Annotated in this window: 15 protein-coding genes; 4 read left to right on the forward strand and 11 right to left on the reverse strand. The window is 29.7% G+C overall.

Going from position 1 to position 13910, the window contains the following annotated elements; genetic code table 11:
* Positions 1 to 24 precede the first annotated feature (24 nt).
* From bcp to C0982_RS00975, 7 genes are all read right to left on the reverse strand, one after another.
* Positions 25 to 489 carry a thioredoxin-dependent thiol peroxidase gene (gene bcp, locus C0982_RS00945; RefSeq protein WP_101772381.1) on the reverse strand — a complete coding sequence of 155 codons (465 nt, stop codon included), beginning with the start codon at positions 487 to 489 and terminating at the stop codon, positions 25 to 27.
* Positions 490 to 593: 104 nt separating this feature from the next.
* Positions 594 to 851, reverse strand: a complete 258-nt coding sequence (locus C0982_RS00950) for a hypothetical protein (RefSeq protein WP_101772382.1) — start codon at positions 849 to 851, stop codon at positions 594 to 596.
* Between the two features lie 27 nt (positions 852 to 878).
* Positions 879 to 1604 (reverse strand): YebC/PmpR family DNA-binding transcriptional regulator, encoded by a 726-nt coding sequence (locus C0982_RS00955; protein WP_101772383.1) that lies wholly within the window; start codon positions 1602 to 1604, stop codon positions 879 to 881.
* A gap of 130 nt (positions 1605 to 1734) precedes the next feature.
* Positions 1735 to 2490, reverse strand: a complete 756-nt coding sequence (gene nadE, locus C0982_RS00960; protein WP_101772384.1) for an NAD(+) synthase — start codon at positions 2488 to 2490, stop codon at positions 1735 to 1737.
* A 16-nt stretch (positions 2491 to 2506) separates the two neighbouring features.
* On the reverse strand, positions 2507 to 3151 hold the full coding sequence (locus C0982_RS00965; protein ID WP_101772385.1) for a YigZ family protein: 645 nt from the start codon (positions 3149 to 3151) through the stop codon (positions 2507 to 2509).
* A gap of 146 nt (positions 3152 to 3297) precedes the next feature.
* Entirely contained in the window at positions 3298 to 3744 is a 447-nt protein-coding gene (locus C0982_RS00970) for an NUDIX domain-containing protein (protein ID WP_101772386.1), read from the reverse strand.
* Between the two features lie 52 nt (positions 3745 to 3796).
* Positions 3797 to 4474: a HEAT repeat domain-containing protein gene (locus C0982_RS00975; protein WP_101772387.1), complete on the reverse strand. Its 678-nt coding sequence runs from the start codon at positions 4472 to 4474 to the stop codon at positions 3797 to 3799.
* Positions 4475 to 4812: 338 nt separating this feature from the next.
* On the opposite strand from C0982_RS00975, the gene C0982_RS00980 reads away from it, so the two are divergent.
* Entirely contained in the window at positions 4813 to 5376 is a 564-nt protein-coding gene (locus tag C0982_RS00980) for an NfeD family protein (RefSeq protein ID WP_101772388.1), read from the forward strand.
* Between the two features lie 122 nt (positions 5377 to 5498).
* Here C0982_RS00980 and rpsD read toward each other — a convergent pair whose 3' ends face one another.
* Entirely contained in the window at positions 5499 to 6104 is a 606-nt protein-coding gene (rpsD, locus tag C0982_RS00985; protein ID WP_101772389.1) for a 30S ribosomal protein S4, read from the reverse strand.
* 346 nt (positions 6105 to 6450) lie between these two features.
* Here rpsD and hflX (C0982_RS00990) point away from each other — a divergent pair, with 346 nt between their 5' ends.
* Together hflX (C0982_RS00990) and hflX (C0982_RS00995) are read left to right on the forward strand one after the other, a co-directional pair.
* Positions 6451 to 7764: a GTPase HflX gene (hflX, locus tag C0982_RS00990; protein WP_101773182.1), complete on the forward strand. Its 1314-nt coding sequence runs from the start codon at positions 6451 to 6453 to the stop codon at positions 7762 to 7764.
* Between the two features lie 34 nt (positions 7765 to 7798).
* A complete protein-coding gene (hflX, locus tag C0982_RS00995) occupies positions 7799 to 9091 on the forward strand; it encodes a GTPase HflX (protein ID WP_101772390.1) in 1293 nt (430 codons plus the stop codon).
* A 47-nt stretch (positions 9092 to 9138) separates the two neighbouring features.
* Here the strand turns inward: hflX (C0982_RS00995) and C0982_RS01000 are convergent, their stop codons facing one another.
* Entirely contained in the window at positions 9139 to 10395 is a 1257-nt protein-coding gene (locus C0982_RS01000) for a D-alanyl-D-alanine carboxypeptidase family protein (protein WP_180946834.1), read from the reverse strand.
* A gap of 349 nt (positions 10396 to 10744) precedes the next feature.
* Here C0982_RS01000 and C0982_RS01005 point away from each other — a divergent pair, with 349 nt between their 5' ends.
* Positions 10745 to 11275: a DUF4364 family protein gene (locus C0982_RS01005; RefSeq protein WP_101772392.1), complete on the forward strand. Its 531-nt coding sequence runs from the start codon at positions 10745 to 10747 to the stop codon at positions 11273 to 11275.
* A gap of 87 nt (positions 11276 to 11362) precedes the next feature.
* Here the strand turns inward: C0982_RS01005 and C0982_RS01010 are convergent, their stop codons facing one another.
* Both C0982_RS01010 and hcp read right to left on the reverse strand, forming a co-directional pair.
* Positions 11363 to 11983: a hypothetical protein gene (locus tag C0982_RS01010; RefSeq protein ID WP_101772393.1), complete on the reverse strand. Its 621-nt coding sequence runs from the start codon at positions 11981 to 11983 to the stop codon at positions 11363 to 11365.
* A gap of 172 nt (positions 11984 to 12155) precedes the next feature.
* Positions 12156 to 13793 (reverse strand): hydroxylamine reductase, encoded by a 1638-nt coding sequence (gene hcp, locus C0982_RS01015; protein ID WP_101772394.1) that lies wholly within the window; start codon positions 13791 to 13793, stop codon positions 12156 to 12158.
* Positions 13794 to 13910 lie beyond the last annotated feature (117 nt).

A 13910-nucleotide genomic window follows, 5' to 3' on the forward strand; every position in this document is an offset into this window, starting at 1 on the left:
TGGTAATTACTTTTTATATGAATTTTATTTCAAAAACTCGCCTGCTAATATATCTTCTGCATTAGTAGAGGCCTTCATTCTTTTACCATCAATTTTATCTATTATAACCCCGTTTTCATCTATTAAAAAAGTGGTTCTATTTATACCCATAAATGTTTTTCCATACATTTTCTTTTCTTTCCAAACTCCATATTCTTCAATTACTTTTCCGTCTGGATCAGAAAGTAGAGTGAAAGGAAGTTCATATTTTTCAGTAAAGTTAGAGTGTTTTTTAATACTATCTTTACTGATACCAAGAACAACAGCATTCTTTTCCATTATCTGTGGGTAATTATCTCTAAAGTTGCACGCTTGTTTTGTACAACCTGGAGTATTGTCTTTTGGATAAAAATAAAGTATCACTTTTTTACCTTTAAAATCTGATAAACTAACTAAATTTCCATCCTTATCTTCAAGCTTAAAATCTAATGCTATATCTCCTATATTCATAACTATTCTCCTTTTAATACTATGTTGCTAGTATTGTATATTTCAATTACACTATAGACGTTTAATTACAGCACTTTTTGATTTTGTTCTGCATATGTTGTATATTAAGCTTCCTCTGTTGCTAGGTAGAACTCTTCATACAATGCTTCACATACTTCAACTGCACTTGCATTTTCAATGTAAGGAGCTTTATATGTTTTTACATAAAGAACTACAGGGTTACTGAATTTATATACGTCGATTTCTACAAATTTTTCACCTGATTCATCCAATTCTTCTCTGTAATTAAATACAAATGTACCTATTTTATACCCATGTAACTCATAGTTATTTACTTCGAATTCATTTCCTATATTTTCCATATTTTCTCCATTTAATATTATAATTTTCTATGCTTCTGGAACTTCCCAATTGTGATGTACATTTTGAACATCATCATCATTTTCCAACGTATCAAGCATCTTTTCTAAGGACTTTATCTGAGCTTCATCATCAAGAACTGTAGTTGTTTGAGGTATTAACTTTACATCTGCCAATACAAATGAATATCCTTTTTCTTCTAAACCTTCTCTTAGTTCGTTGAAATCTTCTGGTGCTGAGATTATTTCAAATCCATCTTCATCTGCTATGAAATCTTCCGCACCTAAGTCAAGTGCTTCTTCCATTAATTTTTCTTCATCAACTCCATCTTCATTTAGAATATAGATTTGACCTTTTCTATCGAACATAAATGACACACATCCCTGTGTACCTAAATTACCATTGTTTTTGTCAAAGTAATATCTTACGTTCCCAGCTGTTCTGTTTTTGTTATCTGTAAGAGTTTCAACTATTACTGCTACTCCCCCAGGACCATAACCTTCGTAAACTATTTGTTCATAGTTATCTCCATCACCGCTGCCTGTACCTTTTTTTATTGCTCTATCTATATTATCATTCGGCATATTATCTGCTTTTGCCTTTACTATAGCTGCCTTTAAAGAAGCATTGTACTCTGGATCTCCTCCACCTTCTTTTGCTGCCACGGTAATAGCTCTCGCGTGTTTAGTAAAAGTATTAGATCTTGCTGCATCTTGCTTACCTTTTCTCGCTTCTATGTTATGTATACGTCCCATAAAATCATCTCCTCAATAGATATTTTCTATTATTTTTAATATAAATATATTTAATACTTTTTTACAACAATATATTTTATCATAGCTCTTCTAATAAGTAAACCTAAGTACTATGACTTAGCTTTTTACTCTACTTAAAAATAGGAGGTGTAGGAACAGTACTTCTCTTATGATTGCTTACTCTGTGTAATCTTTCTATGATCTTTAAATCTTTTTCTGGAACCAAGTCTTTTTTTCCTTCTACTACCATATCGATGTATCCATATGTAGTTCCCATTTCATCCTCATCAGTTTGATTTTCCCATAAACCTGCTGAAGGAGCTTTGTTAATAATATCTGAATGTATTCCTAGCTCTCTTGCCCATTCAAATACTTCTCTCTTTGTTAAATTAGCTATAGGCAGGAAGTCAACTCCACCGTCACCATACTTTGTAAAATATCCTGTATAAAGCTCTGCAGCATTGTCAGTTCCAGCTACTAGATATCTTTGATTGTTTGCAACTGCATATACCGTAGCCATTCTCATTCTAGCTCTTAAATTTGCATCTGTTATTTTTAAACTTTCTTCATTGTATAATTCTTTTTCTTTTAGTTTACCAGTAACCATATTTAATATGGATTCGTGTTCTTTATCTAGTGACAAGTCTAAGTACTCTATTCCACACCCTTCTATTACCTTCATAGCATCTTCTCTATCTTTTGGATTGCTTCTTATTCCCATTATTACTGCCATTGAATTTTCTGGAAAAGCTTCTTTTATCAAATAAGATACTACTGCAGAATCAATTCCTCCAGATAGTCCAACTACAACACCTTTGCAGTTTGCCTCTTCAACTTTTTCTTTTATCCATTCTACAGTTTTATCAATTTGCTCTCTTATATTCATCTCTTTGCTCCTTTTATTAATAAATTATTTTTCCTTCTATAACAGATAAATAAAATTCTTCTTTTTCTATTATATCTACATTATTATTCGTAATATCTATTATTAGTGATTTCAGCTTATCTAATCTTTCAATTTCACAATATACTATTACATTTACATTTTCAGTGTATTCTATTTCTTTTATATTATACGATTCATTAGAAAGCTCATTTTGAATTTTTCCTAATAAAGTATAATCTATAGAAATATCTACCTGTACAAATGCTTTTTTTTCTACTATTTGCCCTGCTACTAGACCTATTTTTGCTCCATTAGTATATGCTCTTACAAGCCCTCCTGCACCTAATTTAACACCTCCAAAATACCTAGTTACAACGACCACAACATTTCTTAAATCCTCTTTTTTTATTACTTCAAGCGTTGGAATCCCTGCTGTACCTTGAGGTTCGCCATCATCACTATATCTTTGTATATTCATATTTTCACCAATTGTATATGCCCATACATTGTGAGTAGCATCTTTATGCTTTTTCTTTATTTCATCTATAAAAGTCCTTGCCTCTTCTTCATTTTCAACTGGTTTTGCATACCCTATAAACAATGATTTTTCCACAGTGAACTCGTCTTGTCCATATTTATGAAGTGTTTTATATGTTTTCACTATACAGCCCCCTGATCTTAATAATTCAATTCAAATATATTATATCACAAATAATTTACAAAACTAATTACTATGTCTTTTTACTATAAAAATTATTATAAAAATATGCCTTGATACGTATCAAGGCATATTTTTATAATAATTTTTTATTTTTTTGATGTAAATATATTTCCACTATCTCCATTTTTTTTATAATTCTTATACTTTTTATAAGAAACGTCCACTAAAGATTTTTCTTTGCTATGTGTTAACATTTCCAGAGCATCCGCTACTTTATAAAAACCACCATTTGCAAATTCATTTGAAATATTAGTATCTGCAGTCTCAGCTTCCATTACATACCACATAACAGCATTGCACACTCTTTGATTTCTACTTCTAGAGAAGAATTCATAAATAGTATCTCCAGCAATATCGAGTATTTTTGGTTCTACTCCTGTCTCAAGTTTAACTCTCTGAATAGCACTTTCATGAGGAAGAGCTTCACCAATTATTTTACCTTTTGGTAAAGTCCATTCGTTTTTATCATTTTCTACCAATAAAACCTTATTTGCATAAAAAACAACACCACCAGAACAACGTCTCACTATCATTTTGAACCCCTCCATTTTCTTTAGTAAACTAACTCCACGCACCTACGCAGATTTATTTTCTGATTTCAAATTTTAAATAGAGTTTTTCTAAAGAGTCTTGTGCCGCTCTTAGAACATATTCTTTTTCAAAATCAGCTTTCTTTGTAACAAGGTTTTCAAGAATCCTTATGCTACTCTTACTACCGATATTACCAAGATATCTTGCACAATACTGTCTTACTTGAGGATTAGTATCTAACAAACCTAATTCTAGTATACTTACACTTTCTTTATCTCCAATTTTGCCGATTGCCGAATATGCTATACGCCTCATGTTAGAGTGTTTCTTTTCAGTGAGTGGATAAATTAATTTCAAAAATTCACTGTCTTTTAGTTCACCCGCTGTCCAAACTAATACAATCAAATCATCGATATTTTGTAAATCTAATATTCCACGATGCACATCTTTCTTAAAGTTTTCATACTCGTATTCAGACATATTTTTTATATATTTCAGCCTATCATCTTTTGAAAGAGATAAATAATATTCTATGATGCTTTCTACCTTAGTTTCTTTAGACTTGTTATATTCTCTTATCGATAGCTTTGCTTTTATCAAATCGTCATTTACATCTTCCACAGACTTGTTTCTTATTTTTGATATCTGCAAAACAGTGCGGGACTCTTTATAAAGGAGATATGTAATATAGTAATCATCAAGGTTATCAATATTTTCCCATCCTATTACCAAGTTTATCCCCTCCTTAAATTTAATAATCAGCTAATAAATATATATTCGCCTTAATTTTAAAAAAACCTCTTAATAAATTATTTGAATTTTAGCATTTTTTTGAATTAGCTAACTATATACATTATATCATTATAAGCAGATATATAAAATATTATAATACAATTTTGTTAAAATATATTTTCAAAAATAATCTATTAAATTTTTTATTTTTTGTAACTAATTCAGTTATTATATTAGTGTTATAATATAATATATACTTGTTATATCTATTTGTAAGATATGTTTTATCAATATTTGTTAATGTATGCACAAATTAAATTTAATAGGAGGATTTTATAATGAAAATTTCTTTAAACAATGGCAGACAAAAAGACTTTTTAATAATACTTTTAGGAATAGTTCCTATGATAATTTTTTCGTATTTACTTGTAAATTTTTTCAATAATATTACTAGATATACGACACAACCTCCTCTTTTATATGTATTAATATTATTTTTAATAATAGTTTTATATGTTAGTTACTTAGAAGCTAGAGATAAAGATGATTTTGTTACTGGAAAAACGCAAACATTAGGAGTTAATAACAGTTTTACTGGTGCATTAGCTCTTTCCATATTATTTGCAAAAGACTATAAAACAGCTTTTATTGCATATATTACCATAAGTATATTAATATTGATCGTAAGAGAATTTGGTAGATATTCTTCAAAGAGAAAAAATTTAAAATATTTAAATAAAGAGGGAATACTCATAACGCCCCTAAATAAGAACAACAGGGGAAAAGCTTTAATTAATGATATGGAAGTAAACGTTTATTCACTTGAAAAAATAGATCCAAATACTAAAGTATACATCTCCGATATAAGGGGAAACTATCTTTTTATATCTAAGGTAAAGTGATTTTTACAATATTTAAATTTTCAATATCATAAAATTATATTTGTTAATAAAATAAAAAAAGACCGTTGTAAATAAAAGTATTTACAACGGTTAAATTTAAAAATTTGATTTTTAATTTTTTCTTATAATGATGATTTTGAGTAGAACTCAACTACAAGAGCATCATTTATTTCTATTGGAACTTCTTCTCTTTCTGGTAATCTAGTTAAAACTCCAGCAAAGTTAGCCTGATCCTTAGTTATATATGAATTTTCATTTAAAGCTGCTGCTTCGAAGTTAGCCTTGAATAATTCGTTTGTTCTAAGCTTTTCTTTTAGAGATATTTCATCCCCTACACTTACTATAAATGAAGGAATATCTACCTTCTTGCCATTAACAAGAATATTTCCATGAGCTACCATCTGTCTAGCTTGCTTTATAGAATTTGCAAGACCCATTCTATAAACAAGGTTGTCTAGTCTACACTCAAGAGTTCTTATTAGGGCAATACCTGTTGCTTCTCTAACCTTCTGAGCTTTCTTTACATAAATTCTCATTTGCTTTTCTGATACACCATAGTAAGCTCTTAGTCTCTGCTTTTCTAATAACTGCTGTCCGTATGGAGAAAGCTTCTTATCGCTTCTTGCAGTTCCTCTTCCAGCTCTGTTCATTGCTTTTGGATGTCCACAAACGTTTAAACCTAGTCTTCTAGATAATTTAAACTTTGGACCTCTAGTAATTGATGACATATTTTTCTCCTTTTTAAATTAATTTTTATGGATGTGCACTTTACACATTATCCACTTGCGTTTGAATGGATGTGCGAAAACTAAAATAAAATTTTCAGAATAACACACCTTAACTTTTATTCTGCGTACTTCCTTTAGTTCCACTACATTGTCCATTTAAAGGCAATGCCTTAGACATACTGTACACAGCATGACTTGTTTATTATACTATAATTTTTTATTAGTGTAAAGAAAAATATCTACTTAATTATTTTCATATTTAAATTATATGTTATAATCAAGTTAATAATAACTTACAAACACTTATAATCACAATGAAAGGAGTTGTTTGTTATATATGAAAAATATGCTAAATGACTTAAGTGTAAACAATCACAAAATTGATAATGAACCTGAAAAAGCACTTTGCGTAGGTCTAAATATTACCTCAAATAAAAATTCTTCAGATGTAAATATAGAAGACTCAATGGCTGAACTAAAAGAACTAGTTCTTGCTGCAGGAGCAGAGGTAGTAGGAGAAGTAATACAAAATAGATCCTACATCGAAACTTCTACTTACTTAGGAAGTGGAAAAATAGAAGAAATAAAAATATATGCAGAAAGCCTAGATGCCACTATGATAGTTTTCAATGATGAATTATCCGGTGCACAGATACGTAATATAGAAAATATTATAGGCAAAAAAATAATAGATAGGACTATTCTAATACTAGATATTTTTGCTCAAAGAGCTCTTAGCAAGGAAGGTAAGTTGCAAGTCGAACTTGCTCAGTTAAAATACAGACTTCCTAGACTGTATGGTATGGGTGGACAAATGAGTAGAACCGGTGCTGGTATCGGAACAAGAGGTCCTGGTGAACAAAAGCTAGAAAAAGATAAAAGACATATACTAAACAGAGCTGCCGTAATACGAAAAGAGTTAAAACAAGTCGTTAAAAATAGAGACATACAAAGATCGCAAAGGAGTAAAAATAAAATTCCTATTGTAGCTCTAGTTGGATATACGAATGCGGGAAAATCCACAATTTTAAATGAAATTATAAAAACACATCCTGACTACGAAAGAGAAAAAGAGGTTTTTACAAAAGATATGCTTTTTGCTACTCTAGATGTAACTCTTAGAAAAGCTAGCTTACCAAATAAAAAAGAATTTTTAATAGTAGATACAGTTGGATTTGTAAGCAAATTGCCACATGATTTAATAGATGCTTTTAAGGCAACTTTAGAGGAAGTTTTATATGCTGATTTAATATTACATGTAATTGATTCTACTAACTCTAGCTCTAATATACAAAAAACAACAACAGAAAGTGTCTTAAAAGATTTGGGCGCTGATGATAAAAAGACAATTACTGTTTACAATAAAATTGACAAATTAGACCTTGATATCTATCCGAAGAATCATGACGATCTCGTATATATTTCTGCTAAAAAAGGCATAAATATGGATAAATTAATGAATTTAATTCAAAATTGTTTAATGGAAAATACATACAAGGTGAATTTATTATTACCATTTGACAAGGGTAATATTTTTAACCTTATCAAAGAAAAATATCATATAGATGAATTTGAATACACTGAAAAAGGAATCGATCTAGTTGTATCACTAGACGAGGAAGACTACAATCTTTACAAAGAGTATATAAAAATCAAATAAAAAATAATTTACTAATTAAAATAGGGAGGTAATTATGGATAATCTAATAATTTCGAATAAAGACACAGCCGACTTTGAAGAAGTTGCCCTTACCTTAGCTGTAGTTGAAGGACAAACTATTCACGCTACAAGTGTTGAAGAATCCATGATTGAGTTAAAAGAATTAGTTCAGTCAGCCGGATCAGAAGTGAAAGCAGAATTAATACTACATCAAAAAATAGATGAAAATTACTACCTAGATAGGCCTACTCTAGATGAACTAACTGTACAAGCAGATGAACTTGGCATAAATATAATTGTTGTAATAGATGAATTATCCGGAACACAGATGAAAAATATGGAGCTTGTCACTGGAAAAAAAATAGTAGATAGAACTATACTTCTATTAGATATATTTTCATCAAGAGCAAATAGAAGAGAATCAAAACTTCAAATTGAAAAAGCACAACTCAAGTATAGACTGTCAAAACTTGAAGCCTTTCAAAATAAATATAAATATTCAGATGGAATTGGTGTAAACTCTCCAAACGGAAAAAGGCTTTTAACAGATGAAAATAAAATAAATAGAAAACTATCTGCTCTAGACATTGAAATCAGTATAGTTGTTAAAAATAGATTTGTTCAGAGAACAAAAAAATCTAGCTCTGATATACCTCTAGTAGCATTCATAGGATATACAAACTCAGGTAAATCTACTCTAATAAATAAACTAATTGAAAAGGATCCTTATCACTCAAAGGAAAGTGAAATATTGGTTGCCCATAAAATGTTATCCACGCAAGATGTGTCTCTTAGAAAATCTAGATTGATGAACGGCAAATATTTTCTTCTTGTAGACACGGTTGGATTTGTTAGTGATATACCTAGAACAGTTAGAACAGCTTTTAGATCTACTTTTGAAGAAGTTGCAAATGCTGATTTAATCGTGACTGTATATGATGCTAGCTCTAATGGACTAGATGCCCAAAAGAGTATTATGGAATACACTTTAAAAAGAATTGGTGTTGAAGACAAGAAAAATATTTCTATCTATAATAAAGCAGATAAACTTGACGAAATACCTGAAGGTGATAATGATACACTTTATTTATCTGCCAAGACTGAAATGAACTTCAATGAATTTTTAGAGATGCTTCAAGATAATCTGTATCCTTACGATATGTATACTAAACTTCTTATACCTTACTCTAGATACGATGTTTTCAATGAAATAAAAGAAACTGAATCCTTGAAAATGGATGATTTTGCTTTAACAGAAGTAGGTATTGAATTAAACATTTCTCTAAGCCCAGAAAATTACGATAAATATAAAATTTTTATTAAATAACATTAAACGGCTACTGAATTCAGTAGCCGTTTAATTCCATTTTAATACTATAAAGTAATTATTGGGTATTCATTTGTATTTTCATTGTTTCCTGTAAAAAAATTGTATATTGAAGTAAATGTAATGATTACTCTTTTTTCAAATGGCATATCACTTATCGGAACATCCGCATATAGATTTGACTCAGCAACAATGTTTCCAAAAGAGTCTTTTACTTCTAAATGTCCTAATGATCCATCTTCACTATCGATTATACTCATTTTTTTAAACTTAACTTCATATGTAAATTTTTCTGTATTTTTTTTAATTGCATATAAATCCTTTTCTGTTGTTAAGTTTACTTTTAATCCTTCTATGCCATTTATATTTGTGCAAACTACACTATTTCCACTAGGAGCAATATTTTTCGTTTTATAATTTTCTGATATATATTTTAAAGCTTCAAATGATATTTTTTTTCTATCTTCCTTGCTAGGAGCTCCCATACTCACTCCAATCAATCTATTTTTTCCATCATTTCCATTCGTCTTGTCTACTGACATTGAATACGCAAGACAATAACCTGCTTGAGGCGTAAACCCCGTTTTTAGTCCATCTACTTCTCCAATTAATGGCAAAAGTGGATTCGTATTTTCTTTATCGATATTTTTTTGTGGATATACAAATTTCATCTTGTCAGTAATTTCAGTAGTTTCCTTTGGGTAATTTTCGTAAAGCCACTTTGAAAGAATCAATACATCTCTTGCTGTAGTGGTATTTTCAACAGAGGTTTTTTCTTTCTCATCAGAAAGAGGTAGTCCATTTGAATTGTAAAAGATAGTGTTTTCCATACCTATCTCTTTAGCCTTCTCATTCATCATTTCAACAAATTTATTATAGTCTCCACCTACATGATGTGCAATAGCAAGAGCGGCATCGTTTGCAGATACTATCATCATTCCATCCATTAAATTTCCTAAAGTTACTGAATCTCCTTGCTCTAATAGCATGTTAGTACCATTCCTATCTACATCTGTAGATAAAATACTCACTGTGTCATCTTTACCAACCTGCTTATTTTTGATAGCATCAAATGTCACTAGCAAAGTCATCATTTTTGTTAAACTCGCCATAGCAACCTTTTTATCAGGATTTTTTTGATACACTATTCGCCCTGTTTTCATATCAGAAATTACCGAGGAAACAGAGTATGAATCATTGTATCTTTGTGCATTAACAGAGGTAACAGACGGCATCAGAAAAAATATCGAAAGACAAACCGCTGCAATTTTTTTAATTTTTTTAGTCTTCAATTTTTTAAACATTATGCCCCCCAAATACATTTTTATTATATAAAGTAATAAAGTAAAAAATTTTATTTCATCTGACATTTCTTTATTCTATAGATATTGTTTAAAAATATAAATTTAAATTTTAACGCTCAATTAAATTTCTTCTTACAAACATTATAATTGTAACATATATTGAGTGAATATAATATATCTTTTTGATTTCAAAAGGTTACATTATATTAATATATAGATTGAATTGTTTACAAAAATTCTACAGATTCAATAAATATTGGTTATAATTTATTTTTGACATTATTACTTTTTTTTAATAAAATCAATTATATAATACTTTAAATAAAATGCTTTCGAAGGAGGCCAAATTATGATTAACAACAGCACAGATGATTTGATTTTAGAAAAACTAGTCATTTTATATACTTTAAATAATACAGATGATGGTATAACTGATTCACAGCTTATACAAATTATTCTTGGAACAGATGTTATGAACTACTTCACTTTACTGACATTACTTCCAAAAATGATAGAATCAAAGTTCATTACAACCTATACAAAAAATGACACTACACTATACGCAATCACTCAAAATGGGCTAGAAGTACTTGTTTATTTTCAAAATAGAATTCCTGACTATTTTAAAAATACAATAGATGAGTATATAATCGATAATGGAGAAGATCTTTTTTCTTCTCAGATCAAGCGTCAGTCCAACTACTCTCTTCAAGGAGATACTACATATGTTGTAACTTTGATAATTGTCAAAGGCAGAAAAAACATCATGACTCTTAATTTAAATGTTGACACAGAAGAAGATGCTAAAGATCTTTGTGAAAAATGGAATGAAGGCTACATGGAAAAATATACTATGATAAAAGAAATACTAGGAATATAAATTTTTATAATATTTTCTAATCAAAAAGAGACTATTCTCCTCAAAACAGGTACATAGTCTCTTTGTTTTTATATATTTCTTATATAGTTATCTTCTTTTAGATAATACACAGACTGTATCATCTAATTTTTTAAATTCAATATCTGTTTTTTCAATAAATCCTTGTATAAAGGCTCTTCTCAATGGTAAAAAATATTTATTAAAATCAATGTCCAAATAAGTCCAATATTTTTGAGTAGTAGACCTTTTTCTCTTCCATACGATTTCATCATCATTTTCACTTATTATTTCATTTATTTCTTCACTAGCAACACCATCTAAAAGCAAGTTTCTAATCAAATTATATGTATGTCTTACTGGAAGATCTTTATAATCTGGCTCCCACGTTTGCCCTAGCTCATAAATTGCTGTCTCTAGATTTAACATTTGACTTTCATCTTTTTCTATTACTTTCTTTACAGCATAAGCAAATCGTCTTTCAACTATCTGAACGTTATCGCAAAGCCACTTAGGATCCTTGAAATGATTCTTAGTGATTTCATCTACATCACCTTGCTCTAATACTCCAATATTTTCATCCAAATCATTTTTCAAGTCTAGGTCAAGCATCTCCTCTTCAGATACTCTTATAATGGATTCAACAAATTTTTCTTGTTGTAACATCCTAATATAAATTTGTCTAAACTCTCCTGCTTTAATTTCTTTCATTACCAACACCTCGATATCTTAATATTCTGTATTATCTTTAAATACTATTATACATTATTTAACAATCAATTTACAGTATAAAAAACTGATTTGTCAAAATATTTTATTTATAAATAAAAAAGGGACGGTTTTGCACCCGCCCCTTTCTTTTCATCTACTCTATAGTTTTACTCTAGTTAAAAAATAAACCAAGATCTTCTTCAACTGTTGAGTTTTTTGCTATTCCAAATTTTTCAACTAATACATTTGTTACCTCTGGTGATAAAAATGCTGGTAAAGTTGGTCCTAAGTGTATATTTTTCACTCCTAAAGCTAATAACGATAATAGTACTATTACAGCTTTTTGTTCATACCAAGCAATATTGTACACTATAGGTAAATCATTTATATCTTCCAACCCAAATACTTCTTTCAGTGTAAGTGCTATTACAACTAATGAGTATGAATCATTACACTGTCCAGCATCTAAGACTCTAGGAATTCCACCTATATCACCTAAATTCAATTTATTATATCTATACTTTGCGCAACCTGCAGTCAATATTACACTATCTTTTGGAAGAGCTTTCGCAAATTCTGTATAGTATTCTCTGCTTTTGTGTCTTCCATCGCAACCCGCCATTACTACGAATTTTTTAATTGCTCCTGTTTTTACTGCTTCTACTATCTTATCTGCTAAGGCTATTACCTGATTGTGTGCGAATCCACCTATTATATTTCCTTCTTCGATCTGAGTCGGAGAATTCAGATTTTTAGCAAGCTTAATTAATTCAGAAAAATCTTTATTTCCATTTGAATCAGCTTCAATATGCTTGCATCCTGGATAACCTGACGCTCCTGTAGTAAATAGCCTATCTTTATAGCTATCCTTAGGAGGTACTATACAGTTTGTTGTCATTAGTATCGGCCCGTTGAAACTTTCAAATTCATCTTTTTGCATCCACCAAGCATTACCATAGTTACCAACTAAGTTAGTGAATTTCTTAAACTCTGGATAATAGTTTGCTGGCAACATTTCTGAATGCGTATACACATCTACGCCTTCTCTTTCAGCTTGCTCTAATAATTGCTTCATGTCTTTTAAATCATGACCTGATATTAGAATTGCTGGATTATTTCTCACTCCTAAATTAACTTCACTAATTTCTGGATTTCCAAATGTCTTAGTGTTCGCTTTGTCAAGAACTTCCATTCCCTTTACACCTGCATTTCCAGTTTCTATAACAAGATTAAATAATTCTTCTGCTCCTAAATCTTGAGTTGTCTTGTATAAAGCTTCTTGTAAAAAAGCGTCTACAGTTTCATCTTCGTATCCTAATACATTTGCATGTTTCATGTAGGCTGACAATCCTTTTAATCCGTATAAAACCAAAGTTTTTAAACTTCTTATATCTTCATTTTCTATTGAAAGAATACCTATAGTTTTGGCTTTCTCATTCATTTTTGAAGGGCATCTTTCATCCCAAATCACAGCTTCTCCTAAATTTTCTGAGTTTGATAATTCCTTTAGCAATTCCTTTTTTGCATCTAGTGTAACTATTAACTTATTGAATATCATTTCTTCGTCAAAGTTGGCATTAGTGATCGTTGTAAATAAGTTGTATGTAACTAAACTATTTACTTCCTTTGAAATTGACTTACCTTCTTTTCTTAATTTCGTAGTTACTTCAGATAGTCCTTTTGTAGCATATATTAATAAATCTTGCATCAAAGCTACTTCCTTAGTCTTTCCACATACTCCTTTTATACTGCAACCTACATTACCTGCTGCTTCTTGACATTGATTACAAAACATTTCAATATTTTTCATTGTTATTTCCTCCATAAAAAGTTTATATTTATTATTTAGTATTTTTCGTTTTTGACTACCCTGTATGATTATTATATTTTAATAAACAAAAAAAAGATGTTGCATATGCAACACCTT

It is taken from the genome of Peptostreptococcus faecalis (assembly GCF_900240845.1).
GTDB classification, from domain to species: domain Bacteria; phylum Bacillota; class Clostridia; order Peptostreptococcales; family Peptostreptococcaceae; genus Peptostreptococcus; species Peptostreptococcus faecalis.

What these genes read in the sequence shown, in the direction of transcription:
- C0982_RS00950 (WP_101772382.1), bottom strand. Translation starts at nt 851, where the DNA reads ATGGAAAATATAGGAAATGAATTCGAAGTAAATAACTATGAGTTACAT.
- C0982_RS00970 (WP_101772386.1), bottom strand. Translation starts at nt 3,744, where the DNA reads ATGATAGTGAGACGTTGTTCTGGTGGTGTTGTTTTTTATGCAAATAAG.
- hcp (WP_101772394.1), bottom strand. Translation starts at nt 13,793, where the DNA reads ATGAAAAATATTGAAATGTTTTGTAATCAATGTCAAGAAGCAGCAGGT.
- C0982_RS00955 (WP_101772383.1), bottom strand. Translation starts at nt 1,604, where the DNA reads ATGGGACGTATACATAACATAGAAGCGAGAAAAGGTAAGCAAGATGCA.
- C0982_RS00980 (WP_101772388.1), top strand. Translation starts at nt 4,813, where the DNA reads ATGAAAATTTCTTTAAACAATGGCAGACAAAAAGACTTTTTAATAATA.
- C0982_RS01000 (WP_180946834.1), bottom strand. Translation starts at nt 10,395, where the DNA reads ATGTTTAAAAAATTGAAGACTAAAAAAATTAAAAAAATTGCAGCGGTT.
- hflX (WP_101772390.1), top strand. Translation starts at nt 7,799, where the DNA reads ATGGATAATCTAATAATTTCGAATAAAGACACAGCCGACTTTGAAGAA.
- hflX (WP_101773182.1), top strand. Translation starts at nt 6,451, where the DNA reads ATGCTAAATGACTTAAGTGTAAACAATCACAAAATTGATAATGAACCT.
- bcp (WP_101772381.1), bottom strand. Translation starts at nt 489, where the DNA reads ATGAATATAGGAGATATAGCATTAGATTTTAAGCTTGAAGATAAGGAT.
- rpsD (WP_101772389.1), bottom strand. Translation starts at nt 6,104, where the DNA reads ATGTCATCAATTACTAGAGGTCCAAAGTTTAAATTATCTAGAAGACTA.
- C0982_RS01010 (WP_101772393.1), bottom strand. Translation starts at nt 11,983, where the DNA reads ATGAAAGAAATTAAAGCAGGAGAGTTTAGACAAATTTATATTAGGATG.
- C0982_RS01005 (WP_101772392.1), top strand. Translation starts at nt 10,745, where the DNA reads ATGATTAACAACAGCACAGATGATTTGATTTTAGAAAAACTAGTCATT.
- nadE (WP_101772384.1), bottom strand. Translation starts at nt 2,490, where the DNA reads ATGAATATAAGAGAGCAAATTGATAAAACTGTAGAATGGATAAAAGAA.